Origin of the sequence: Rothia gullae (assembly GCF_024294905.1) — a bacterium.
In the GTDB taxonomy this organism is placed as follows: domain Bacteria; phylum Actinomycetota; class Actinomycetes; order Actinomycetales; family Micrococcaceae; genus Rothia.
In genome coordinates this window covers 43,158-66,586 of sequence record NZ_JANCOC010000013.1, presented here as the reverse complement: position 1 = coordinate 66,586, position 23,429 = coordinate 43,158, and the positions used below count along the sequence as shown (strand labels likewise).

16 protein-coding genes are annotated in these 23,429 nt (G+C 61.8%); 14 read left to right on the top strand and 2 right to left on the bottom strand.

Annotation, left to right across the window (positions count from 1 at the left end):
• Positions 1–317 precede the first annotated feature (317 nt).
• Positions 318–944, bottom strand: a complete 627-nt coding sequence (locus NML54_RS07965; protein ID WP_254757312.1) for an isochorismatase family protein — start codon at positions 942–944, stop codon at positions 318–320.
• 73 nt (positions 945–1,017) lie between these two features.
• Positions 1,018–2,316, bottom strand: coding sequence for a nicotinate phosphoribosyltransferase (locus NML54_RS07960; protein ID WP_254757310.1), 1,299 nt, complete (start codon positions 2,314–2,316; stop codon positions 1,018–1,020).
• 242 nt (positions 2,317–2,558) lie between these two features.
• On the opposite strand from NML54_RS07960, the gene clpS reads away from it, so the two are divergent.
• From clpS to NML54_RS07890, 14 genes are all read left to right on the top strand, one after another.
• On the top strand, positions 2,559–2,879 hold the full coding sequence (clpS, locus tag NML54_RS07955; RefSeq protein WP_254757308.1) for an ATP-dependent Clp protease adapter ClpS: 321 nt from the start codon (positions 2,559–2,561) through the stop codon (positions 2,877–2,879).
• A complete protein-coding gene (locus NML54_RS07950) occupies positions 2,879–3,499 on the top strand; it encodes a DUF2017 domain-containing protein (protein ID WP_254757306.1) in 621 nt (206 codons plus the stop codon). The genes clpS and NML54_RS07950 overlap by 1 nt, the downstream gene beginning before the upstream one ends.
• Before the next feature lie 154 nt (positions 3,500–3,653).
• The gene (gene murI, locus NML54_RS07945; protein WP_254757304.1) at positions 3,654–4,706 is read left to right on the top strand and encodes a glutamate racemase; all 1,053 of its coding nucleotides are present in this window, start codon (positions 3,654–3,656) and stop codon (positions 4,704–4,706) included.
• Positions 4,697–5,599 carry an MBL fold metallo-hydrolase gene (locus NML54_RS07940; RefSeq protein WP_254757302.1) on the top strand — a complete coding sequence of 301 codons (903 nt, stop codon included), beginning with the start codon at positions 4,697–4,699 and terminating at the stop codon, positions 5,597–5,599. The genes murI and NML54_RS07940 overlap by 10 nt, the downstream gene beginning before the upstream one ends.
• A 142-nt stretch (positions 5,600–5,741) precedes the next feature.
• The gene (gene rph, locus NML54_RS07935) at positions 5,742–6,473 is read left to right on the top strand and encodes a ribonuclease PH (RefSeq protein WP_005506419.1); all 732 of its coding nucleotides are present in this window, start codon (positions 5,742–5,744) and stop codon (positions 6,471–6,473) included.
• A 38-nt stretch (positions 6,474–6,511) separates the two neighbouring features.
• Entirely contained in the window at positions 6,512–7,168 is a 657-nt protein-coding gene (locus NML54_RS07930) for a non-canonical purine NTP pyrophosphatase (protein WP_254757300.1), read from the top strand.
• A 365-nt stretch (positions 7,169–7,533) separates the two neighbouring features.
• On the top strand, positions 7,534–8,763 hold the full coding sequence (locus tag NML54_RS07925) for an RDD family protein (RefSeq protein ID WP_254757298.1): 1,230 nt from the start codon (positions 7,534–7,536) through the stop codon (positions 8,761–8,763).
• Between the two features lie 418 nt (positions 8,764–9,181).
• The gene (locus NML54_RS07920) at positions 9,182–11,284 is read left to right on the top strand and encodes a DNA gyrase/topoisomerase IV subunit B (RefSeq protein WP_254757297.1); all 2,103 of its coding nucleotides are present in this window, start codon (positions 9,182–9,184) and stop codon (positions 11,282–11,284) included.
• A 488-nt stretch (positions 11,285–11,772) separates the two neighbouring features.
• Positions 11,773–13,344 (top strand): cytochrome ubiquinol oxidase subunit I, encoded by a 1,572-nt coding sequence (locus tag NML54_RS07915; RefSeq protein WP_254757296.1) that lies wholly within the window; start codon positions 11,773–11,775, stop codon positions 13,342–13,344.
• 21 nt (positions 13,345–13,365) lie between these two features.
• Positions 13,366–14,436 carry a cytochrome d ubiquinol oxidase subunit II gene (gene cydB / locus NML54_RS07910; protein ID WP_254757294.1) on the top strand — a complete coding sequence of 357 codons (1,071 nt, stop codon included), beginning with the start codon at positions 13,366–13,368 and terminating at the stop codon, positions 14,434–14,436.
• A gap of 231 nt (positions 14,437–14,667) precedes the next feature.
• A complete protein-coding gene (locus tag NML54_RS07905; RefSeq protein WP_254757292.1) occupies positions 14,668–15,594 on the top strand; it encodes a multidrug transporter in 927 nt (308 codons plus the stop codon).
• 97 nt (positions 15,595–15,691) lie between these two features.
• On the top strand, positions 15,692–16,819 hold the full coding sequence (locus NML54_RS07900; protein WP_254757290.1) for an efflux RND transporter periplasmic adaptor subunit: 1,128 nt from the start codon (positions 15,692–15,694) through the stop codon (positions 16,817–16,819).
• A complete protein-coding gene (locus NML54_RS07895; RefSeq protein ID WP_254757288.1) occupies positions 16,816–19,074 on the top strand; it encodes an ABC transporter ATP-binding protein/permease in 2,259 nt (752 codons plus the stop codon). Before NML54_RS07900 ends, NML54_RS07895 begins: the two co-directional genes overlap by 4 nt.
• Before the next feature lie 178 nt (positions 19,075–19,252).
• Positions 19,253–23,260, top strand: a complete 4,008-nt coding sequence (locus NML54_RS07890; protein ID WP_254757286.1) for a thiol reductant ABC exporter subunit CydD/CydC — start codon at positions 19,253–19,255, stop codon at positions 23,258–23,260.
• Positions 23,261–23,429: the final 169 nt, after the last annotated feature.

Genomic DNA, 23,429 nt, shown 5'->3' with positions numbered 1-23,429 from the left:
CCCCCGTCCGGTCGCGCGCGCGCCCCGGGGCGCCCCCCCCCCCTCCCCCCCCCCCCCCCCCCCCCCCCCCCCCGCCCGCCGCCCCCCCCCCCCCCCGCCCCCCCCCCCCGCCCCCCCCGCCCCCCCCCCCCCCCCCCCCCCCCCCCCCCCCCCCCGCGGCCCCCCCCCCCCCCCCCCCCCCCCCCCCGCCCCCCGCCCCCCCCCCCCCCGCCCCCCCCCCCCCCCCCCCCCCCCCCCCCCCCGCCTCTGTATCTTCAACGTCTCTGTATATTCAACGCCCGCCTGAAATGGCGAGTTACCTACAGGGATAGTGGAGGTTAGAGAACCTCACTCACCTCAACGCCCTCATCTTCAAGCTCAGCAACCACATCGTCGAGCTTGTCCTCATGCACGGGCGCGGTCAGGTCAACCAGAACGCGAGTCCCATAGCCTGCATCGACCGCATCGCGAGCGGTTGCCGACACGCAATAATCGGTGGCAATACCGACAATATCAACAAACTCGATACCGCGCTCATCCAGCCACTCCGACAGAGGAGTCTGCGGGCCATCCTCGGACGCATCCGCACCGGGCTCGTGTTCGCCGGTTGCAACCTCGTCCTCGGGGGCAAGAAGACCCTCAAAACCCGAGTACGCTGCTTCGAAGCGGCCCTTGCGGAAGTACGCCTCAATGTAGTCGGTGTCCAGGTTCTCGTGAATCTGCGCGCCTTCGCTCTTGGCGACGCAGTGCACCGGCCAGGAGTCAACGTAGTCGGGGGTGTCAGAGAAGTGCGAGCCCGGAGCGATATGCCAGTCCTGGGTGGCGACAATCGCGTCGTAGCGGTGATGGTTGTTCTCCACGTATTCGCTAATCAGCGCGGCAACGTCCGCACCGCGCTCGGTGGCGAGGGTGCCGCCGGCGCAGAAATCGTTCTGCACGTCAACAATAATCAGTGCCTTAGACATGTCTTTCCTTTGCAAATAGGAATGAGTTTTCACTCTGATTCACCAGGTGAAAACAGTATCTCAGAAGGGTGGTTTAGATAAATTCGGTCGGAATGATCGGCTCACCCTCCGAGAGGCGGCGGGCAGCTTCGGGAAGTTCCGCCAGGGATGCTGCGTGGCGGGAGGTAGCGCGGCGCACGCCTTCCTCGCCGGTGAAGCCGGGGAGCAGCTCGCCGTTGCGGACGAAGTCCACCATGAGCGGGCGGGTGCCCTCGAGCAGGCTCGGGTCCTCGTGGGTGCCCAGAACCTCGGCGGTCGCAATGCCCATGCCGTTGAGGCGGCGGGCCGCACGCTTGGCGCCACCGATGGACACCTTGCCAGCCGACGCCTTAGCGACCGGCTGCATTTCGCCGGCGGAGTTCTCACGCTCAACGACCTTGTACACCATGGAGGAGGTCGGCGCGCCTGAGCCGGTGACCAACTTGGTGCCCACACCGTAGGAATCCACGGGTGCTGCCGCCAGGGATGCGATGGCGTACTCGTCCAGGTCGCTGGTGACCGTGATCTTGGTGTGGGTGTTGCCAAGCGAGTCGAGCAGTTCACGCACACGTGCCGCGGTGGCGACCAGGTCGCCGGAGTCCAGGCGCACGCCGCCAAGCTCTTCGCCAGCGAGTTCCACGCCGAGGCGGACCGCCTCGTCCACGTTGTAGGTGTCGACGAGCAGGGTGGTGCGGGCGCCGAGGGAACGCAACTGGGCCTCGAACGCTTCATGTTCGCTGTCGTGCAGCAGGGTGAAGGCGTGGGCGCTGGTGCCGATGGTGTGCAGGCCGTAGCGCAGGCCAGCCTCCAGGTTGGAGGTGCCCGCGAAGCCTGCGATAATGGCGGCGCGTGCAGCGGAGACGGCGGCGCGTTCGTGGGCGCGGCGCGAACCCATTTCGAGGCAGGGGCGGTTGCCAGCGGATGCGCTCATGCGGGAGGCGGCGCTCGCCACGGCGGAGTCAAAGTTCAGGATGGACAGTAGGTAGGTTTCGAGGACGCACGCTTCGGCGAAGGTGCCTTCGACCTGCATGACGGGGGAGTGGGGGAAGAATGCTTCGCCTTCTGCGTAACCGCGGATGTTGCCGCTGAAGGTGAAGGATTCGAGGTAGGAGAGGGTTTCTTTGTTGACGATGTTGCGGGAGGCGAGGAAGGAGAGTTCTTCGTCGGTGAAGCGGAAGTCTGCGAGGCCTTCGAGGAATCGGCCGGGGCCTGCGAGGACGCCGTAGCGGCGGCCTGCGGGCAGGCGGCGGGTGAAGACTTCGAAGGTGCACTTACGGTTGGCTGCGCCGGAGGCGAGTGCCGCCTGGAGCATGGTCAGTTCGTAGTGATCGGTGAGAAGGGAAGTAGTAGCCATGTGTTTATTGTAGTGGGGGATTAGGACATTTTTCCTCTTGAGCCGGCGTGTCAATCACTACATAAAGTATTATTGACTCTAAGTGCTGTAGTATGACAAATTACCAGCACTCTGTACGGGAGCAGTACAGGACAAATACCGCAGTGGCGCGGGAGGAACGCCGGAGCAACATCGGAGTAACACAGGGGCAACACATACCCGCCCGTATAATCAAAGGGAACCGGCCGCAAAGGAAAAAAACAATGAACACTACCGCCGTGACCCTCTCCACCGGAACCCTCGAGGACACCGACCTCGACACCGCCCTGGAGAACATCCTCGCCACAGACACCCCCTGGAAAGTCATCGTCTGGAATGACCCCGTCAACCTCATGACCTACGTGTCCTACGTCTTCCGCAGCCACTTTGGCTACTCCCGCGCCCGCGCAGAAGAGCTCATGTTGCAGGTACACAACAACGGCAAGGCAGTCGTCTTCATCGGTTCACGCGAAGACGCCGAAAAACACACCCAGGCAATGCACGCCTGGGGCCTGCTGGCAACCTTCGAGAAAGTAGAAAACTAATGGCGCGACCCTTCCGCCGCACACCCGGAGGCTACACCGCCTCCTTCGAACCCGCCGAACGCGACCTGATCCGCGAACTTGCCGAAGACGTGCGCGCGCTACTGCGCCCGGCAGATACCACCGTCGACGGCGGCACCGTCGACCCGCTGGAGGCGCTGGTCGGCATCACCGAAAACCCCACCATCCCCGCCGACAGTGCCGTAGCACGCCTGCTCCCCGACGCAAGCAGTAACGACGAGACCGCCACCGAATACCGCCGCTACACCGAACGCGACCTGCGCGAAACCAAACGCGCGAACCTCGCCATGCTCGCCTTCGACATTGAGTCCAGCGACCTGCGCCTGAACGAAGAACACGCCCGCGCATGGGCTGCCGCGCTCGGTGATATTCGCCTGGTGCTCGCCGACCGCCTCTACATCGTGGACGAAGACACCGCAGAAGATATTGCGGCGTTCACCGACCCTTCCGAAATTAAGACTCAAGAAGAGTACATGGCTGTGGTGTACAACTTCGTCTCCTGGGTTCAGGACTCGCTCATGCTCGCCATGCTCGAGAACCTGGACGACGAAGAAGAGGAAAAGTCCGGCGGAGTATTTAGCGGGGAAAAAGAGCAAGAATAGAACGAATTTTTCGAATAACCCTTCAAACTACCGTCATATACAACCACATAATGGTGGTTCTCGACTCATCTAACCGCTCAACGGGCTAAAAGGGTAACCTTAGCGAGTTAGCATAGAACGTGGTACCCGACCGATAACGAAGTGTAGGTGACACATGAGTGACAGCATCGACGCAACAAATCCCTACCGTGCCCGCACCCCCTGGGGAAGCCCTGCGCCCGTAGGCCCCACCGCCGCGGCACCCATCGGCGTCTTCGACTCCGGCGTTGGCGGACTCACCGTGGCACGCGCCATCATGGACCAGCTGCCTCACGAACGCATCATCTACGTCGGTGACACCGCCCACGGCCCCTACGGCCCCCTCAAAATCGCAGAAGTACGCGCCAACGCCCTGCGCATCATGGACGAACTCGTCGACTCCGGCGTGAAAATGCTCGTCATCGCCTGCAACACCGCCTCCGCAGCGGTGCTCCGCGACGCCCGCGAACGCTACACCCGCCAGTACAGCATCCCCGTCATCGAGGTGATTCAGCCCGCCGCCCGCCGTGCGCTCGCCGCAACCCGCAACCGCAAGATCGGCGTGATTGCGACCGAGGCGACCGTCACCTCCCGCGCCTACGAGGACACTTTCGCGATTACCCCGAACCTTGAGGTGTACTCGGTGGCGTGCCCGCGCTTCGTGGAGTTCGTGGAGAAGGGCATTACCTCCGGCCCCGAGCTGCTGGAGACCGCCCGCGAGTACCTGCAGCCGCTCAAGGATGCCGGCGTGGACACCCTCGTGCTCGGCTGTACCCACTACCCGCTACTGACCGGCGTGATTTCCTACATTATGGGTGAGGATGTCACCCTGGTTTCCTCCGCGGATGAGACCGCGAAGGACGTGTACCGCGAACTGCTCAACCATGCCATTGAAAGCCCGGTCCCCGAGGAAAACCCGCACCACGAATTCCTCGCTACCGGCGAATCTGAGACGTTCTCGCACCTGGCGCGCCGATTCCTCGGCCCCGAGGTTACCAACGTTCGCCACACCAGCTCCGTGGCGGAACGCTACCCGACCGGCTCGCTGGCGGCACTCACCCCTGAAATGCTTGCGGCACACCGCAGCATTACCCTCGACGAATCGGCAGATCCTGCAGAGGCAGTACACACTGTCGCGGACACCGAATTTTCCGGCACCACCCCTAAGGACGACACCTCATGCGTCTAACCGTTATCGGTTGCACGGGCTCATTTCCCGGCCCCGTCTCACCGGCTAGTTGCTACATGCTCACCGCCACGGACTTTGCGGGTCGAACCTGGCGCATCATCATGGACATGGGCAACGGCTCCCTCGGCATGCTCCAGCGCCACATCGACCTGAGCGATATCGACGCGATTCTGATTTCGCACCTGCACCCGGACCACTGCATCGACCTGTCCGGTATGCACGTGGCGGTCAAGTGGGATCCGCGCGGATGGCCCAAGGGTCGCATTCCGCTGTACGGTCCCGCCGCGATTAACGAGTACCTTTCGGCGACTCACGGCCTAGACCCGGACCCGGGCATGAGCACCGAGTTCGAGTACCACACCTGGACTGAGGGTGAGCCCGTGCAGATCGGTCCCTTCCGCGTGGAGCCGTTCCGCGTGGTTCACCCCTCGAAGGACCCGTACGCGCTGCGCATCACCTGCAACGACCGCGAGGGCCACACCGTGTTCTCGTACTCGGGCGATACCGACCTGTGCGAGGGCCTGGTCAAGGCTGCACGCGGCGCTGACCTGTTCCTCTGCGAGGCAGCCTACCAGGAGGGTCGCGACGACGCCCTGCGCGGTATTCACCTGACCGGCAAGCGCGCCGGCGAGGCTGCCACGGAGGCGGGCGTGCGTAACCTGTTGCTGACCCACCTGCCCGTGTGGAACGACCCGGACATCGCCTATGCGGAGGCGCGTAGCGCCTTCTCCGGACCGGTCGGCATTGCCGAAATGGCGGCAAGCTACCGCATCTACCCGCGCCCGACGGAGGCTCACCCGGTCACGTCCACCCTGAACGTGGTGGAGGTGCTCGATCCGCCGCTGAACACCGCGATTGCGCTCCCTAAGCCAGAGCTAGAAGAGCTAGATTAGACGAAGCCCGAGCTGGACTAGACCAAACCTGAGCTAGGCTAAAACAAACTGGACTAGTTCAAACTGCGCTCAGCCTCGCCCATTTTTCGACATAGACTCAACAGACAGACACAGATTCCGCAGACAGATTCAAGGAGAACCCATGACTGCAACCCGCGAAGACGGTCGCGCCCTCAACGAGCTGCGCCCCATCACCATTACCCGCGGCTGGTCCCGCAACGCTGAGGGTTCCGCCCTCATCGAGTTCGGCAACACCCGCGTGCTGTGCACCGCATCCTTTACCGAGGGCGTGCCGCGCTGGCTTAAGGGCGAAGGTAAGGGCTGGGTGACCGCCGAGTACGCGATGCTGCCGCGCGCCACCAACACCCGTTCTTCTCGCGAGTCGCTGAAGGGCCGCGTGGGCGGCCGCACCCACGAGATTTCTCGCCTGATTGGTCGCTCCCTGCGCGCGGTCATCAATATGGATGAGCTGGGCGAGAACACCATCGTGCTTGACTGTGACGTTCTGCAGGCTGACGGCGGCACCCGCACCGCTTCTATTACCGGCGCGTACGTGGCGCTGGCTGATGCTATTTCTTGGGCGAAGGAGCAGAAGATTCTGCCCGCTAAGGCGAACCCGCTGATCGATTCGGTGTCCGCAATTTCGGTGGGCATTATTGACGGCACCCCCATGCTGGACCTGCCCTACACCGAGGACGTGCGCGCCGAGACCGACATGAACGTGGTCGTCACCGGCAGCGGCAAGTTCGTTGAGGTTCAGGGCACCGCCGAGGGTGCGCCTTTCGACCGCGACGAGCTCAACAGCCTGCTCGACCTGGCGCTGGAAGGCACCGCCGAGCTGGCTCAGATTCAGCGTGAAGCACTGGCACACTAACCCGTTCCAGTAACTATTTCCGTCGACAAGGAGAAACTATGGCAGACGCAAAGATTGTTCTGGCAAGCCACAATAAGGGCAAGCTCAAGGAACTGCGTGAAATTCTGCGCGGACGCATTGACGGCCTGGACGTTGATACCCAGGTAGTTGACGCCTCCAGCGTGAACGCCCCCGATGTTCCCGAAACCGGCGTGACCTTCGCTGAGAACTCCCTGCTGAAGGCGCGCGCTGTTGCCGAGGCAACCGGCCTGGTCGCTATTGCTGACGATTCCGGTCTGTCGGTGGATGTGCTCAATGGTGCTCCCGGTATTTTCTCGGCGCGCTGGGCGGGTCGCCACGGTGATGACTCCGCGAACCTGAACCTGCTGCTGGCTCAACTGAGCGATATTTCTGCCGAGCACCGTGGCGCGAAGTTTTGCTGCGCGGCATCGGTTGCCTCCCCGAATGGTTTTGAGGCGGTCGAGTACGGCGAGTTGCCCGGCGATCTGCTGACCGCACCGGCGGGGGAGGGCGGCTTCGGCTACGACCCGATTCTGCGTCCCGTGGAGCTGAACGGTGAGAACGCCCTCTATGAGGGACAGTATGTTGACAAGTCTTGCGCTGAGATTCCGGCCGAGATTAAGAACTCGATTAGCCACCGTGCGCGTGCTTTTGAGGCGCTGATTCCTCAGATTGCTGCTGCGCTGACCTCCTAAAACCGCCGTCTAAAACCGCCACTGAGGCGCCAGAGCATACTCGCTGTGCCTGTCTTGCTGTACCGGTCCCGCTGCGCAGGTCTTGCTGCGCCGGTCTGATGGGTGAAAACGCGGGGTTGGGCGCGATTTTTTTCGTGCATTCCCCTAAAATCCCCCACGGGCATACCAATTAAAGGCACAATAGGGTAGAGAAGCTTTACCTCAAGGTTAGTGACACCATAGAAACTCGTCTGCTGAAGGTACCTTCGGCAGGCGAGTTTTGCTATTGAAAAGCCTTTCAGCAGGGCATCTGTCAACGGTGTATCTGCCTGATGCTTGCTGTCACCGACCGCGGTAGAAAAACCTGCAGCGAAAGAGACACACCGATGCTCATCCTTCTTCTGCTGATGGCACTCGTCCTTGCCGCCGGATGCTGGGCGTACTCCTACGTGTGGCGCGGACTGAACCGCCGCGTCATTGCCGCCGTGAAGGTGGTCGATCCGATGGTTACGCTCGGCCCGTATGTCATGGCGGCGTGGGTGGCGTTCATGGGCCTGATTGCCACGAATATCTGGGCGACCGGAACCCTGCACACTGTGCTGACGATTATTTTCTGGGTGGTTGCCGCAGGGTGCCTCGGCTGGGCTGGATTCTGGCTGCTTATGCACTGCCTGGGCGGGCAGACCCCGGGCAAACGCCCGATGTGGTGGCGCGAGGCGGTTGCCGCGAAGTTCGCCTGGCGTAACCTCTCGCGGATGCCCGCCTACCTGGGTGCTCGCACCAGCATCCTGCCGGTGCAGAACCCGCACCTGACCAAGCCGTATTCGGGGTCGTGGACTCGCCCGCTCGGTGCGACCATGCCTGGATACAGCTCCAACGGTGAGTTTATTGAGGGCTTTGACGAGTTCGGTCGCAAGATGCCGCATATCTACCCTGTAGGCCCTGAACCGACCATTTTTGAGATGGCGCGCTGGGGTAAGTCGGTCAGCTCAGATCAGCTGCTGACGACCTTCCTGCCGACCGCTCCGTTCGAGCGTCTGCGTCTGCCCGGCACCATGAGGGGCCCCTTCACCTTTGCGGGGGAGGTGCCGCACGGTGCGGTGACGAAGTGGCCTCGCCGCAGCGGTGCGAACCGCGCCTTCGGCTCCTACGCTCGTCTGGGCGAAATCACCGAACGCAAGGTGGAGCTGCTGGTCGACCACCGCATCATTGCGGCACTGCAGACCACCCGCGAAAGCTACGAACGCCGACACAGCTGGATGCTCGCCTTCACCGATATCGCAGACGGTGACTTCACGATGGATGCCGACGAGAACGGCAACCTGCGCATCACCTTCGGCACGATCACCGAAGGTTACGAGACTCCGTGGGTCTTCACCAGCACCCTGAAAGACAGCCCGCGTCTGCGCCGCAAGGTACGCCACGCCATGAGGGAACGCCGTGTGCTCAAGCAGAGCAGTGGTGAGCTGATGGACTGGTACTTCGTGCCGAAGCTCAGCGAATTCCCGCACGGCCCGGTCAGGAATGAGCTTCCTGAAGAGTTCTACTTCAAGTCCAATATCATGGTCACGAACCGTCACGAGAGCTCCTCGCGCGCCTCGGGTGAAGCTCACTAGGGCAGTGCCACTGCTATGCGGCGACCATAGTGGGCACCTCAGAAGTACACCCTAAAAATTCAGATATCCACGCACAGGCTGCTACTCCATAGGCGAGTGGCAGCCGGTGCTTCTCTGCACTCTTTCTTTGCGCCTCTTCTCGGCACCCCCTTCTCAGCACCCCCTTCTCAGCGCTCCCAGTTTTTCGGCGGAGCCTAAGACGGATATTGGGCCTCATAGCGGTGCAGAGAGCCTCATGACGGCGCAGGCAGAAGCGGGCAACAAGCCACGATAGAATAGAAACTCAGACCGCTATGAACGCAGGCCCGGGGCATTTTTCTCCTTTCCGCGAGCTTGCCGTGCTGAAAACTTCTGCAGAGCATATTTGCAGAGAACACCTGTAGAGAACACACAGTCATCACTTGCCGAAAGGATTCCCGTGGCGTCTTCGAACTACACCGCCCGTCACCTCTCCGTGCTGGAAGGCCTGGAAGCTGTACGCAAACGCCCGGGCATGTACATTGGCTCCACCGACTCGCGCGGCCTGATGCACTGCCTTTGGGAGATTATCGATAACTCGGTGGACGAGGCGCTCGCCGGTTTCGGCCAGTCAATTCAGGTTATTCTGTACCGTGACGGTTCGGTTGAGGTGCGTGATGATGGCCGCGGTATCCCGACCGACATTGAGCCGCGCACCGGCCTGTCCGGTGTGGAGGTCGTGTTCACTAAGCTGCACGCCGGCGGTAAGTTTGGCGGCGGATCCTATAACGCGTCCGGTGGTTTGCACGGTGTGGGCGCTTCCGTGGTGAACGCACTGTCTTCGCGCCTGGACGTGCAGGTGGACCGTGGCTCGAAGACCTACCAGATGTCCTTCCGCCACGGCATTCCCGGCCACTTTGAGTCCGGCCGCACTCTCAAGCCCGAAGATCCGTTCACACCCGCAACCGAGGGCACTGACGCTCTGCAGATTGTGGGTCGCGCTAAGCGCGGCGTAACCGGCACCCGTGTGCGCTATTGGGCTGACCCGCAGATTTTCACCCCCGACGCTAAGTTCAGCTACGAGGATTTAGCTGCTCGTGCGCGCCAGACTGCGTTCCTTATACCGGGTCTACGTATTTGCATCCGCGATGAGCGCCGACTGCCCGGAACCCCCGGCGAGTTGGATCCCCACGAGGAAGTTTTCCAGTACGACGGCGGCATTAGCGAGTTCGTCGAGTTCCTGGCGCACGATGAGCGTATTACCGACACCTGGCGTTTTAGCGGCAGCGGATCTTTCACTGAGACCGTGCCGGTGTTGGGCGATGACGGCCGCTCGCAGCTGACCGATGTGGAGCGCGATTGTGAAGTGGACGTTGCGCTGCGCTGGGGTATTGGCTATGAGACGACGGTCCGCAGCTTCGTGAATATTATTGCCACCCCCAAGGGCGGTACTCACACTACCGGTTTTGAGCAGGGCCTGCTGCGCGTGATGCGCAAGCACCTTGCCGATAATGCCCGCAAGTACAAGGTGGGTAACGACAAGATTGAGAAAGACGACGTGCTCGCCGGCTTGACCGCCGTGCTGACCGTGCGTCTTGCCGAGCCGCAGTTTGAGGGTCAGACCAAGGAGATTTTGGGTACCCCGGCGGTTCGCCAGATCGTGTCGAAGGTTGTGGGTGATGCACTGAAGGCTCGCCTGGAGTCGACCGCCCGTGCGGAGAAGGCTCAGGCGACTGCTCTGTGCGAGAAGGTCGTCTCTGAGATGAAGACCCGCGTCTCGGCGCGCATCCATAAGGAAACTCAGCGCCGTAAGACCGCGCTGGAGTCTTCGTCCATGCCCACTAAGCTGGTGGATTGCCGTTCGACCAATGTTGAGCATTCTGAGCTGTTCATTGTGGAGGGTGACTCGGCGCTGGGTACTGCGCGTCTGGCGCGTTCTTCTTCGTATCAGGCTCTGCTGCCGATTCGCGGTAAGATCCTGAACACTCAGCGTGCTTCGGTGACTGACGTACTCGCGAATGCTGAGTGTGCGGCGCTGATTCAGGTCATCGGTGCAGGCTCGGGCCGTACTTTTGATCTGGACTCTGCTCGCTACGGCAAGGTCATTATGATGACCGATGCGGACGTGGATGGCGCCCACATTCGTACCCTGCTGCTGACTCTGTTCTACCGTTACATGCGTCCGCTGATTGAGGCGGGTCGCGTGTACGCTGCGGTTCCGCCTCTGCATCGCGTGGAGGTGGTGCGCCGCGGTAAGCCGAATGAGATGGTGTACACCTACTCGGAGAAGCAGCTGCATGAGCTTTTGGATTCTTTGCAGGAGCAGGGTGTGTCCTATAAGGAATCCATTCAGCGTTATAAGGGTCTGGGTGAGATGGACGCTGACCAGCTGGCTGAGACGACGATGGATCCGCGTCATCGTATGTTGCGCCGTATTCGCATTGAGGATGCGGAGGCTGCCGAGCGTGCGTTCTCCTTGTTGATGGGGTCTGAGGTGGCTCCGCGTAAGGAGTTCATCATTGCGGGTGCCCATCAGCTGGATGCGGAGAGCATCGATATGTAGCTTGAGGCACCTTGCGGGGCACGGTGGCTGGCGTGTCGCATTCAATGATTTTTTAGTGATAATAGTCATACTATTTCTTGGAAATTTTGGTAAAATCGGTATAATTTAGGCAAATTTAAGCTTTGAGTACTACTTGAACCACCGTCATATTCTGGGAATCTGTCACCAAAATTTTGCAAAAATAATATAAAAATGCAAAGTTTCACCGTGGTTCCGAAACTACCCCGCAACCCCGCAATGCACCACAGTGTTTCGCCCCTCAATCCACCCGCACACCGGGGGATAATGTTCAACGTACCTTTAGCGAAACGTCAAACAATAAACGTCCATACTATGCACAGCATACTCACAGCTCCTCAGGAAAACCCTGTACCTTAGAAGCATGAGAGACACTGTGTCAGTAACTCTCGTACGCCCTCCATTGGCGGGGGACTACCCGAAATCTGGCACAAATGCACATTAAGTACACACATAGTAAGGACCTATCAATGGATCCCCTTGATTTTGGTAGGTGGCAGTTCGGTATTACCACCGTCTACCACTTCTTCATGGTTCCGCTGACTCTGGGTCTGGGCCTTGTTGTGGCCTACCTGTACATTCGCTACGTTCGTACCAAGAAGGACGAATACAAGCGCATGACGAAGTTCTGGGGCAAGCTGTACCTCATTAACTTCGCAATGGGTGTGGCCACCGGTCTGGTTCAGGAATTCCAGTTTGGCATGGCGTGGAGTGAATACTCCCGCTTCGTCGGCGACGTCTTCGGCGCTCCGCTGGCAATGGAAGGCCTCTTCGCCTTCTTCGTTGAGTCGACCTTCCTGGGTCTGTGGATCTTCGGTTGGGACCGCCTCAAGCCTGCTGTACACGCATTCTCGCTGTTCATGGCAGTCCTCGGCTCCTGGATTTCTGCATTCTTCATTCTGGTTGCAAACTCCTGGATGCAGCACCCCGTTGGCGCAGAAATGATTGACGGTCGTCCCCGTATGACCGATATCGGTGCCGTGCTCATGAACCCCCTCGCATGGGTGACCTTCACTCACGTCATCACCTCCGCTATCCAGGTTGCCGGTGGCTTCCTGGTTGGTATCGCATGGTACAAGCTGTGGCGCCGCCGCAAGGACGGCATCGACAAGGTCGTTGACGGCAAGGTTGTTGTTGGTGAGTCCGACAAGGGCGCACGCGACAAGGCCGACTTCCAGGTCTGGTTCAAGTCCCTGCGCCTGGGTGCTGTTGTGGGCCTCCTCGCCTTCGCAGGTATCGGCGCGTCCGGTCACATTCAGGCACAGATGATGATCCACGAGCAGCCCCTGAAGATGGCTGCTGCAGAAGCTGCGTGCCACGACGGCACCTCCTTCTCCGTTCTGACCGTCGGTGAGCTCGGCGCTCAGAGCTGTGACAAGATCACCCCCGTCATCGAGGTTCCCGGCGTGCTGTCCTTCCTGGCACACGACAACTTCGACACCCCGGTGAAGGGCATCCAGACCCTGCTGCCCGAGTACGAAGCTAAGTTCGGCACCAACCTGCCCAACAACCCGCTCTACGGTCAGCGCGCAGGTCAGAAGATTGACTACCTGCCCTCCCTCGAGGTCTCCTACTGGGGCTTCCGCGGCATGATGGGCCTCGGTGGAATCGTTCTGCCCTTCTACCTCTACGCCCTGTGGGTAACCCGTAAGAAGGGCGTTGGCACCGTCCCCGAGTCCAAGCTGCTCAAGAACGTTGCTGTCTGGTCTATCCTGGCTCCCTTCTTTGGCATCGCACTGGGCTGGATCTTCACCGAAATGGGCCGCCAGCCCTTCGTTGTGGCTCCGAACCTTCAGGGTGATCCCTCGATCCACCTGTTCACCGCAGCAGCTATCTCCCCGGGTGTTTCCGGTGAAGAAATCCTCTTCTCCCTGCTCACCCTGGGCCTGCTCTACGGCGTGCTGATGGTGGTTGAGGTTTACCTGCTCATTAAGTACGTCAAGGCCGGCGTCGTGGCAGCAATGCCCGAGCTGGTTCAGTCGCACCACGAGGACGAGTCCAACGACAAGTCCAAGCGCGATGTGCTGGAGTTCGCCTACTAGGCGGGTAAGGATTGATTCACCATGAACTTTGATTTCAATATCTTTGCCGGTCAGCCGGGCCTGCCCACCCTCTGGTTTGTCGCCATTGGCGTCTTCCTCATCATGTACCTGATTCTCGACGGCTTCGATCTGGGCGTCGGCATGCTGATGGGTTCCAAGTTCACTAAGAACGAGAAGGAACGTCGTCTGCTGCTGAACACCATCGGCCCGGTCTGGGACGGTAACGAGGTGTGGATTGTGTCCGGCGGTGCTGCTATCTTCGCAGCATTCCCCATCTGGTACGCAGCCCTCTTCTCGGCTCTGTACATTCCTCTGACCCTCGCGCTGGTCTTCCTGATTCTGCGCGTGGTCGCAATCGAGTACCGCGGTAAGAAGAACGACGAGAAGTGGATCCGTAACTGGAACATCGCTCTGTCTGTTTCTTCCTTCTTCATCGCGTTGCTCGTCGGCGCTCTGCTCGGTCTGACCTCCATGGGTCTGCCCATCAACGAGAACGGCGACCGCGTCGGCGGCGCCTTCGCTTGGGTCTCCCTGCCGGTTCTGCTCGGCGGTCTGGGTTTCGTTGGCTTCTCCCTGGTTCAGGGTCTTGCCTTCGTTGCGCTGAAGACCGATGGTGACATTCGTGACCGTGCCCGCAACACCCTGGTACGCTGGTCTCCCGTCCTGCTGCTACCGATCGTTGCATGGGTTCTGGCACTGGACTTCACCACCGGTAACGGCGTCTCCTGGCTGTGCACCATCCTGGCTGTGGTTGCTGTTCTGATTGCTTGGATCTCCGCAAAGGGTGGCCGTGAGGGTCGCGCTTTCGCTGGTCTGTCCGTGTTCCTCGCATTCGGCGCACTGGCTATCTTCACCGCAATGTACCCGAACGTTCTGCCCTCCACCCTGGACCCGGCATACTCGCTCACCATTGCGAACGCATCCAGCTCCGAGTACACCCTGGGCGTTATGACCTTCGTGACCTGCCTTGGTCTGCCGGTCGTGTTCGTCTACCAGGCATGGACCTACTGGGTCTTCCGTAAGCGTCTGCACGTGGATCACATCCCCGAGGCTCACGACGCTACCGAACTGGCTGAACTGCCGACCAAGTAGCATGTAGCTGATTGAAAATCCCCCGGATTTCTCTTTCGAGAAGTTCGGGGGATTTTTCTATGCCACCCAGAGGACTATTCCCTCAGAGGATATTCTCGCAGAGGATGCAGCTCGCGGCAGGCGAGTGGGCGCGCAAAAATTTTTGCTGCACGCCTCCCGAAATTCGGGCGCGACAGGGAGTAAAAGGTGTAATGTGGTGTACAACTCACTCTCACGATAAGGAGTTTGACGATGAAGTCCCCCAACCGCCGCACCGGAACCGCCCCTCGTACCGGTACGCGCCGCCGCCTGTTCGCCACGGGTGCCCTGCTGGCCATCGGCGTGCTCCCGCTGAGCGCATGCTCGCTCTTTAACCCGCCGCTGGAACGCGACGAAAGCGTCCACGCCGTCTTTGACGCGGGGCAGGACATTGTGAAGATGCCCCTGGACGAGTATATGTACTTCGAGACCAACAACTACGCGCACACCGCCTTTCAGATTGCCATGAAGCAGTGCTTCGCCGAACACGGGCAGAACTACACCATCCAGGCTCCCTATTCTGAAAGCGCACCCCGCGGTGATTTGGGACGAAAGTACGGTCCCTGGAACGTCGAGTACGCCCAGAAGTACGGTTTTCAGAAGCGTGACCCCAACGCCGCCCCCATCTCCTTTAACTCGGGGGAGAGCATGAGCCCCGAGGACAAGCTTCGCACCGAATGCTACTCCAAGGCCCGCGAGACCCTGGACGCCGCGGTGCCCGAAGGCAAGAGGCCCGAGAATGAAGGGCAGTCCACATCCAGTCGTATCTCCACCGAGGCGGGTAACGCCGTTTACGGTAGCACGCTACACCGCGAGCTCGAAGAGAAGTGGAAGCAGTGCGTCTCAGACCGCGGCCTCACCCCTCGCTCGGCAGGCTCCGTCGCCGAGGAAACCCCGCTGGCTGAGCAGCTGAGCAAGAACGACGGATTCAACAAGCCCGCCTCCGAAGAAGAGATTCGCATCGCCACCATCCAGGCCGAATGTAACCAGCAGGTCGGCATGAGCAAGCAGCTCTACGACCTGGAGGCACAGTATCAGATGCCGCTCATCCGCAAGTACCAGTCGCAGCTTGAACAGGAGCGCCAAGCCGACCGCGACCGCGACGAGAAGTTCAAGCAGTACGTTCAGGAGCACCAGTAAACCGGGGCACTAAAAGACAGCGCACCGAAAGACGGCGCTAAGAAATAGGCAGCGCAGAGAAATAGACAGCGCTGACACAGTTCAGAAAGACACCGCCATGACCACTCACTCACAGAACCAAAACAGCGGGCACCGCTTCAGCGAGCGCATCGCCCGACCCCGCGTGCTCCTGCTGCTGGCTATCCTCGCCATCGGCTCGCTCATGCTGTCCTTCTACCTGGGCACCCGCTACGCCGCCACGGGCCCCGACCCAACCGTGCAGGCGAAAACCGTGATTCCGGTCTGGGCGAAGATTGAAGAACGCACCGTCAGCGAGGGCCTCGCCATTGCCGGAACCACCAAGGCTGGGGAGACCGCCCCGATTAGTGCGCGCTCCAACGGTGAGCCGGTGCTCGTCTACCAGAACCAGAAGCCCGGTAACGTGCTCAAGGCCGGTGACTTCATCGGCATTATTGGTGCCGACCCCGTCTTCGTGCTGGAAGGGCCGCTGCCGCTGTACCGCGACCTCAACCTGGGCGATAACGGCGACGACGTGCTCGCCTTCCAGAAGGCACTGAACTCCGCCGGGTACGCCACCGCTCAGAGCGGCACCGTCACCGAAGACACCCTCGACGCCGTCACGCGCCTACACCGCGCGCACCTGACCGGCGTGCCCAGCGAAGGGGTCACCAGCATTGCCCGCAACAACTACGCGATTCTGCCCGGCGGAAGCCACACCGTCACCGCAGTTGCGGCGGTCGGCCAGCTCATCAGCGACGGCAACCCCATCGCGAGTGTAGAAACCAGCGAACCCTACGTGGAATCCAGCGTTGAGCTCTCCGTTGCCAATAAGCTCAAGGTCGGCGACCGCATCAGCCTGCGCACCTCCACCGGCAGTGTGGAGGGCACCATCACCAGCATTGGTGAGCTGCAGAACGACCCCTCCAAGGGCGCAGCAAAGAGCGTGCGATTCAGCGCCGACGACCCGAGCAAGCTCACTCCGGGGCAGAGCGCATCCATCACCAGTAAGGGCAACACCTCAACCACCCTCGCCGTGCCGACTACCGCGGTACGCCAGGACTCCCAGGGCACCTACGTGCTTGTTGAAAAGGGCGGAAGCTCCACCTCGACCAGCAAGGATGCGCCCGCCACCGAACGAGTCAACGTTGAGGTTCTACGCACCGCCGGCGGGTACGCCGCAATCAACGCGAACCTCAGCGCGGGACAGAAGGTGCTTGTCTCATGAGCCGCCGTAATAGAATCCCCGAGCGAGCCCCCGACGGCATGACAGCCCCGCGAGTCAGGGGAGAAGCCGCCAGGCTCGACGTTGCGCCCGACACGATGTACAACACCGCGCCCGCTATCGAAATGCACGGCATTACCCGTGTTTTCGAGGGGAGCGAACGAGCAGTCCTCGACCACCTCGACCTGGTGGTCGAACGCGGCGAATTCCTCGCCATTATTGGTCCGTCCGGCTCCGGTAAATCCACCCTGCTCAACGCCATTGGCCTGCTCGACACTCCCACCAGTGGAACCTACAGCCTCTTCGGCAAAAACACGGAAGGACTCAGCGACAGAGAACGCGACGAAATGCGCCGAGACCACCTCGGCTTCATCTTCCAATCATCAAACATGCTGCTGGACGAAACCAGCACGACCAACGCCTCCATGGGTCTGCGCGTGCAGGGGGTACCCTACGGCGAGCGCCTGCAACGCACCGAAGAAACCCTAGAATTTCTGGGGTTGAGCGATCGCGCCAGCATCCGCACCCGCTACCTTTCCGGTGGCGAGAAGCAGCGTTGCGCCATTGCTCGTGCCCTCGCCACGCGCCCGCCACTGATTCTTGCCGACGAGCCCACCGGCAACCTGGATAGCCACAATAGCGCGAAGGTCATTGAGATTCTTCAGCGCATTAACGCGACCGGCTGTACCGTGCTGGTGATTACCCACGACCCGGAGGTTGCCGCCGCCGCCCGCCGCGTGATCCGCATTGAGGATGGGCGGCTGCACGAGCAGAGCCGCGCCGACTCGGCTACGGTGCCGGTCGCTGAGGTGCCGAGTACTGAGGTTGCACCGGTTGCAACGAATACCCCGGCGGAAACCACGGTAGAGACTCCCGTAGAAGCTCCCGCCAGCCTCACACCGGGGGAGAAGCCCGCTACGCATCGCCGCGGAAGCTTCCTCACCGACGACAGCATCGAGGCGATCTCCGCGCTCACCTCACGACCGCTACGCACCCTGCTGCTGGGCCTGTCCTTCGCACTGGGCGTGGGCGGACTCATCAGCGCCTCCGGCATGAGCGAATCCGCCAGCTACCAGGTGAACCAGCGCCTGCTCGGATCCGAACAATCCACGCTCTACATCAGCGACAGGGACAATGACCAAAACATGCTCGGAACCTACCGGCAGGGCGAATCCGCGCAGAACGTTGCCGACCGCATTAGCGCGCTGGACTACGTGAAGAACACCGGATTCGTCAGCAGCGTGGCACCCGCCGACGTGCGAATCACCCGGTTCAGCCCCTACGAGGACGAACCCAAAACGGCGATTGGCCTCAGCTCCACCTCGAAGACCCGGCTCGAGCAAATCGGTGCCCGCATGAACCCCGAAACCCTGCGTGCGCTCGAACAGATGAACTCGACCCTCACCCAGCAGAACGTTGCTGACCGTGAACGCTCCGAGCAGCTCTCGGGCGCTATTGTGTCGGTCTCCGCTGCCCGTGCCCTCGGCATTATCCCCGAAGATAAGGCGGCAGATAACGCCACAACCGAGCCCCGCCCCGGCGAGCTACCCGCCGTCGAGTATGGTATTAAGCTCGGCGGGCTGCCGCAGGTGGCACCCGGTGTGAGCATCTGGGTGGACGGCCAGCTGATGCCGGTCGTCGGCCTTTTCGACCCCGGCAATAGCGGCTACGAATTCAGGAACACGGTCATTGTCTCGCCGGGCACACTTCAGCGCACTGGACGCGGCCAGGTGACCTACATTGCCGAAACCGAACGGGGCTACGGCAAGGCGGTCGCCAAGGCCATTCCGCTGACCCTCAAGCCCGCTGAACCCAGCCAGATCAACGTGGAAACCCCCTCCGACCTGCAGAGCCTGCGCGCGTCTATCGCCTCGGATCTGGGGCTGTACGTGGGTGTGCTCTCCGGTATTCTGCTGGTGCTCGCCTCCCTCTCTGCGGCAACCGCCATGTACCTGTCTGTGCAATCGCGCACCGCAGAGATTGCGCTGCGCCGCGCCATCGGATCGAGTAAATGGCTGATTGCCCGCATCTTCCTCATGGAGGGGGTCATGCTCGGTGTGCTCGGTGGTTCCATCGGCGCCTGCTCCGGCATGATTGCGACGATTATTCTTTCGCTTGTGCAGGGCTGGCAGGCGGTTCTCTCACCCGGATTCGTGGTGCTCGGCGTGGGGGTCGGTGCCCTCACGGGCCTGGTATCTTCGGCGTACCCGGCGTGGGTGGCGTCCCGCAAGAGCCCCGCCGATGCGATGCGCGGCTAGAACTAGCGCTGGGTGAGGACCAGCCAATTATCCGAAACTTGACTGGTCAAATAGGTATTGGATAGCCCACCCCTTAAACTGATAGGAGGTAAAAACAGCAGAAGACTAAGGACAACACGTGAGTCGAACGCACACACCGCGTCATGCTGACAAACATCAGAACACTGAGGCACCAGAGGTGACCGAAGGAAAGCGCAATGACCGCGCTGACCGCCACCCGCCCCTAGGCCCTGACGCCCGTAAAACCCTCAGCACGTACGGTGTTATCACCGCCGTGCACACCCTCGCGACGGTGCTTTTCAGTGCCGCCCTGGCTGTGATTATTGCCCGCGCGGCACACGCCGGTTTCGCCGCTGTTGCCGCCGAGCACGCGCGTCTCAAAGAGACCAGCGCCCCGGACGTGTACCGCGCCTACATTGAGTTCTCGGGCTCCGCGCAGGCGCAGCTGGAGGCGCACGGCGGCTGGTTGCTCGGCCTCGGCGGGCTCTTCGGTGACACAGACACCATTACCCCCGGCCTGATTGCGGTCGTCGTGGCTGCCCTGCTTGTCCGCTCGGGTACCGACTACCTGCTGGCTGTGAGCGCGCAGCGTGCCGCCTCCGGGGCGAAGTCTCAGATTCGTTCCTCGCTACTCAAGCGCGTACTCGCCACCGGTGGCGCAGACACCCCCGAAGGTACCGGCGCGACCGCTGTGCTGCTGTCCCGCGGCCTGAACGCCCTGGATGACTACTACACCAAGACCCTGACCGCGTTCGTGTCCACCGCGATTGTGCCGTTCATCCTCTGGGTCGTTGTGATGTCCCTGGACTGGATGAGTGCCATAGTCCTGGCATGTACCCTGCCGCTTATTCCGGTGTTCATGATCCTGATTGGTAAGAACACCCGCGAAGAAACTGCAGAAGCTCAGGCTGAACTGCACCGCCTCTCCGACCATATTCTGGAGCTGGTGCGCGGCCTGCCCGTCATTATCGGTCTGGGCCGTGAACGCGCACAGACCCGCTCCATGAACGCCCTCGGTCAGCGTTACCGTGAACGCACCATGCAGACTTTGCGTAGCGCTTTCATGTCTTCGCTTGCACTGGAGCTCATCACCACCATTTCGGTGGCGTTGATTGCTGTGCTGATTGGTGTGCGCCTGGTCAACGGCACCCTGGGCCTGGACACCGCAATTCTCGTGCTGCTGCTGGCTCCCGAATGCTACCAGCCGCTGCGTGATGTGGGTGCCGCCTACCACCAGTCGGAGGACGGCGTTGCCGCCCTGCGTAGCGCACAGAAGATTATTGATGCGCCCCTGCCCGCCGCCGCTGCAGACTCGAATGTGCAGGATTCATCTGCACAGGATTCGGCAGCGCAGAAGGCTCACCCTTCCACCATCACCGTTGAGGACCTGTCGGTCAGCTACCCGGCGCGTCCTGCCGCGCTGACTAACCTGTCGTTGAACCTGGACCGTCGCGTTGGCAACACCCAGACTGAAACCGCCCAGACTGAAACCGCCCAGGACGCACGCGGCGCGGTCATCGGCGTGATGGGTGAATCCGGTTGCGGTAAGTCCACCCTGCTGAACGTGTTCTCCGGTGCCGTGCGTGAGGGTCTGGTGCCCACCGGCTCGGAGGAGTCTGTGCACTTGACCGGTAGCGTGACCGGTCTGGGAACCACCCTGGTCATTCCGCAGTCGCCGGTCTTCACCGCACCGACCGTGCAGACCGAAATGGCTCTCTACGCACTCAGCGCTACCGAGGCTGAGCGTGAGCGTGCAGCCGCTCTGCTCGGTGAAGCGATGGACTCCAAGAAGCTGTCCGTCACCGATGCCGAGTCCACGCTGCTGGTTGGCCCGCTGGCTCAGCTGGGCATGGAGAAGCTGACCGCCCTTGAGCCGGGTGCCCTCAGTGCAGGTCAGGCGCGCCGCCTCGCCGTGGCACGCACCCTGGCTCGTGCCGAGGCTATCTACCGTGCGGGCGGTGAACAGACTGTGCTGACCGTCCTGGTGGATGAGCCGACCGCGCACCTGGACCCCTACTCGGCATACCTGGTGACCCGTGCCCTGCACCGCCTGGCGGAACTCGGCGCAACCGTGCTGATCGTGACCCACGAGCAGGAGCTCGCCGCTGGTTGCGACACCCTCGTTCGTGCCGTGCAGACCGCCCAGGGCTACACCTGGACCGCCGAAGCGAACACCGCCCGCGTTGCGGTTCCCGCGCAAGCCCCCGCGTATCTGCTCAAGGACCGGGCAGAGTACGAGGCTGAAAGCACCGCCCCGGCGGGCGCCTCCGCAGCAGCCGAGGTCAAGGAAGCCGAGCCTGCCGGCCTGTTCACAAGCCTGCGCACCCTGAAGGAACTGACCGGTATTGGTGTTCGCGCCGCAACCGGCCCGGTAATCATGGCTGCGATTACCTCCCTGATGGCTGCGGCCCTGACCGCGCTGTCCGGCTGGCTGATTGTTCGCGCCGCCGAGGGCCCGGCAATGATGTACCTGATGGTCGCCATTGTGGGTGTGCGTTTCTTCGGCCTGGGTCGTGCCTGCGCCCGCTACGCTGAGCGTCTGATGACCCATTCGAAGGTTCTTGCCGCAGCAAATATTCTGCGTCTGCGCGCCTGGGTTGGCGCATGGCAGAGCGTGAGCAGCGTGCGTGCCCTGCTGCGTGGTGACGCGCTGCTCGAACGCCTCGTGGGCGGTATTGATGAGCTGCGTGACGGCGTGCCGCGCGTTATTATTCCGCCGGCTGCGCACTTGCTGGTTATGACCGCGGCGCTGATTACGACCGCGTGCATTCTGCCGCAGGCTCTGATTCCGGTTCTGCTTGCCGTGCTGGTCAGCACTTTTGTGGCTCCGTGGATTGTGCTCCGCGCCGATGCCCGTGCGGAGGCACTGGCTCGCCGCTCCACCGCGCAGATGCTGCGCCTGGGTACCGGCATGCTCTCGGCGGCTGAGGACCTGCGCGCTAACGGCGTGGCAACCACCGCTGAGAAGGCTAACGGCGCCCTGAACGCCGAGAACCTTTCCGCCCTGCAGAAGGGCTCGACCGCTCAGGGTGTGGGTCGTACCCTCGTGACCCTGAGCTGGTTCGGTGCGGCTCTAGCGAGCGCAGTCATTGCGTACCCGCTGGCTGTTGACGGCACCGTGCGTGCCCCCGAAGCGGCGATTGTGGTGCTACTGTGCACCGGTATGCTGGAAAGCTCCCTGGGCCATGTTGAGGCAGTCCGCTCCTGGCCCGCGTTCAGCCGCCTGCTCGCGACGATTGCCCCGAGCGTGCGTGACGTATCCCTGGAGGGTATTGTTGCGACCTCGACCCTGAAGCGTTCCGTACCGACCGAGGCTGAGGTGGACACCCACGTTCTGCCGCGTCGTGTTGAGCGTTTGCGTGCCCGCGCGGAGGCCGAGATGGAGGAGCTGCTGGAGGCAGACCGTCAGCGTGCCCAGCGTTTTGCTAGTCCCGAATCTGCTGGCGTTAAGGCGGAACCTAAGGCTGTGCGCCCGCCGAAGCCCGGCGAACCTACCCTGGTCAGCTGCGGTACCCCGCAGGAGCTTGGCGTGAAGGTCACCGACCCCGCCCTGAGCCTGCAGGACGCTGCCGCCCGCTGGCCCGGCATGGACCACCCGGTCTTCACCGACCTGAACATGAACGCCCGAGCGGGCTCCTGGACTGCGGTGACCGGCCCCTCCGGTTCCGGTAAGTCTACGGTGCTTGCAACCGTTCTGGGCTTCTTGCCGCTGGAGTCCGGCCGTGTGCTGGCTTCCGGCGAGGTCCTGGAGGGCGAGCAGCTGCGCGGCTACGCGGCGTGGTGCCCGCAGGCGGCTCACATTTTCGAGTCGACCCTTGAAGGTAACCTGATGCTGGCTCGTGACCGTTCGGACCGCCCGAGCGAGGAAGAGCTGGTTGAGGTTCTGCGCCGTGTGGGTCTGGGCGAGTGGTTTGACGCTCTGCCTCAGGGCCTGCGCACCCCGGTGGGTGCTGGCGGTTCCTTCCTGTCGGGTGGTCAGCGTCAGCGTCTGGCGGTGGCTCGTGCCCTGCTGGTGAACTCGCCGGTGCTGCTGCTGGATGAGCCGACCGCGCACCTGGACGCTGAGTCTGCCCGCGCGCTGATGGCTGACTTGGATGCGGCGACCCGCTCCAGCTCCGTGGCTACGGTTCTGGTGTCGCACCGTCCTGAGGATATTGCCCGTTGTGACGAGGTGGTTCGCCTCTAAACGCAGCTGAGTGTAGCCACCACGGACGAGATTGAACGCAAGAAACTGCGAGGAATGCCCCGGTACTTCGTGAAAGTACCGGGGCATTCCTTTGTGCAAAATTTTCTGGGCACTTTGCCCTGCGCGTTATATCTGCGCGGATTCCCCCAGGCTTTGTAAACAACCTGAG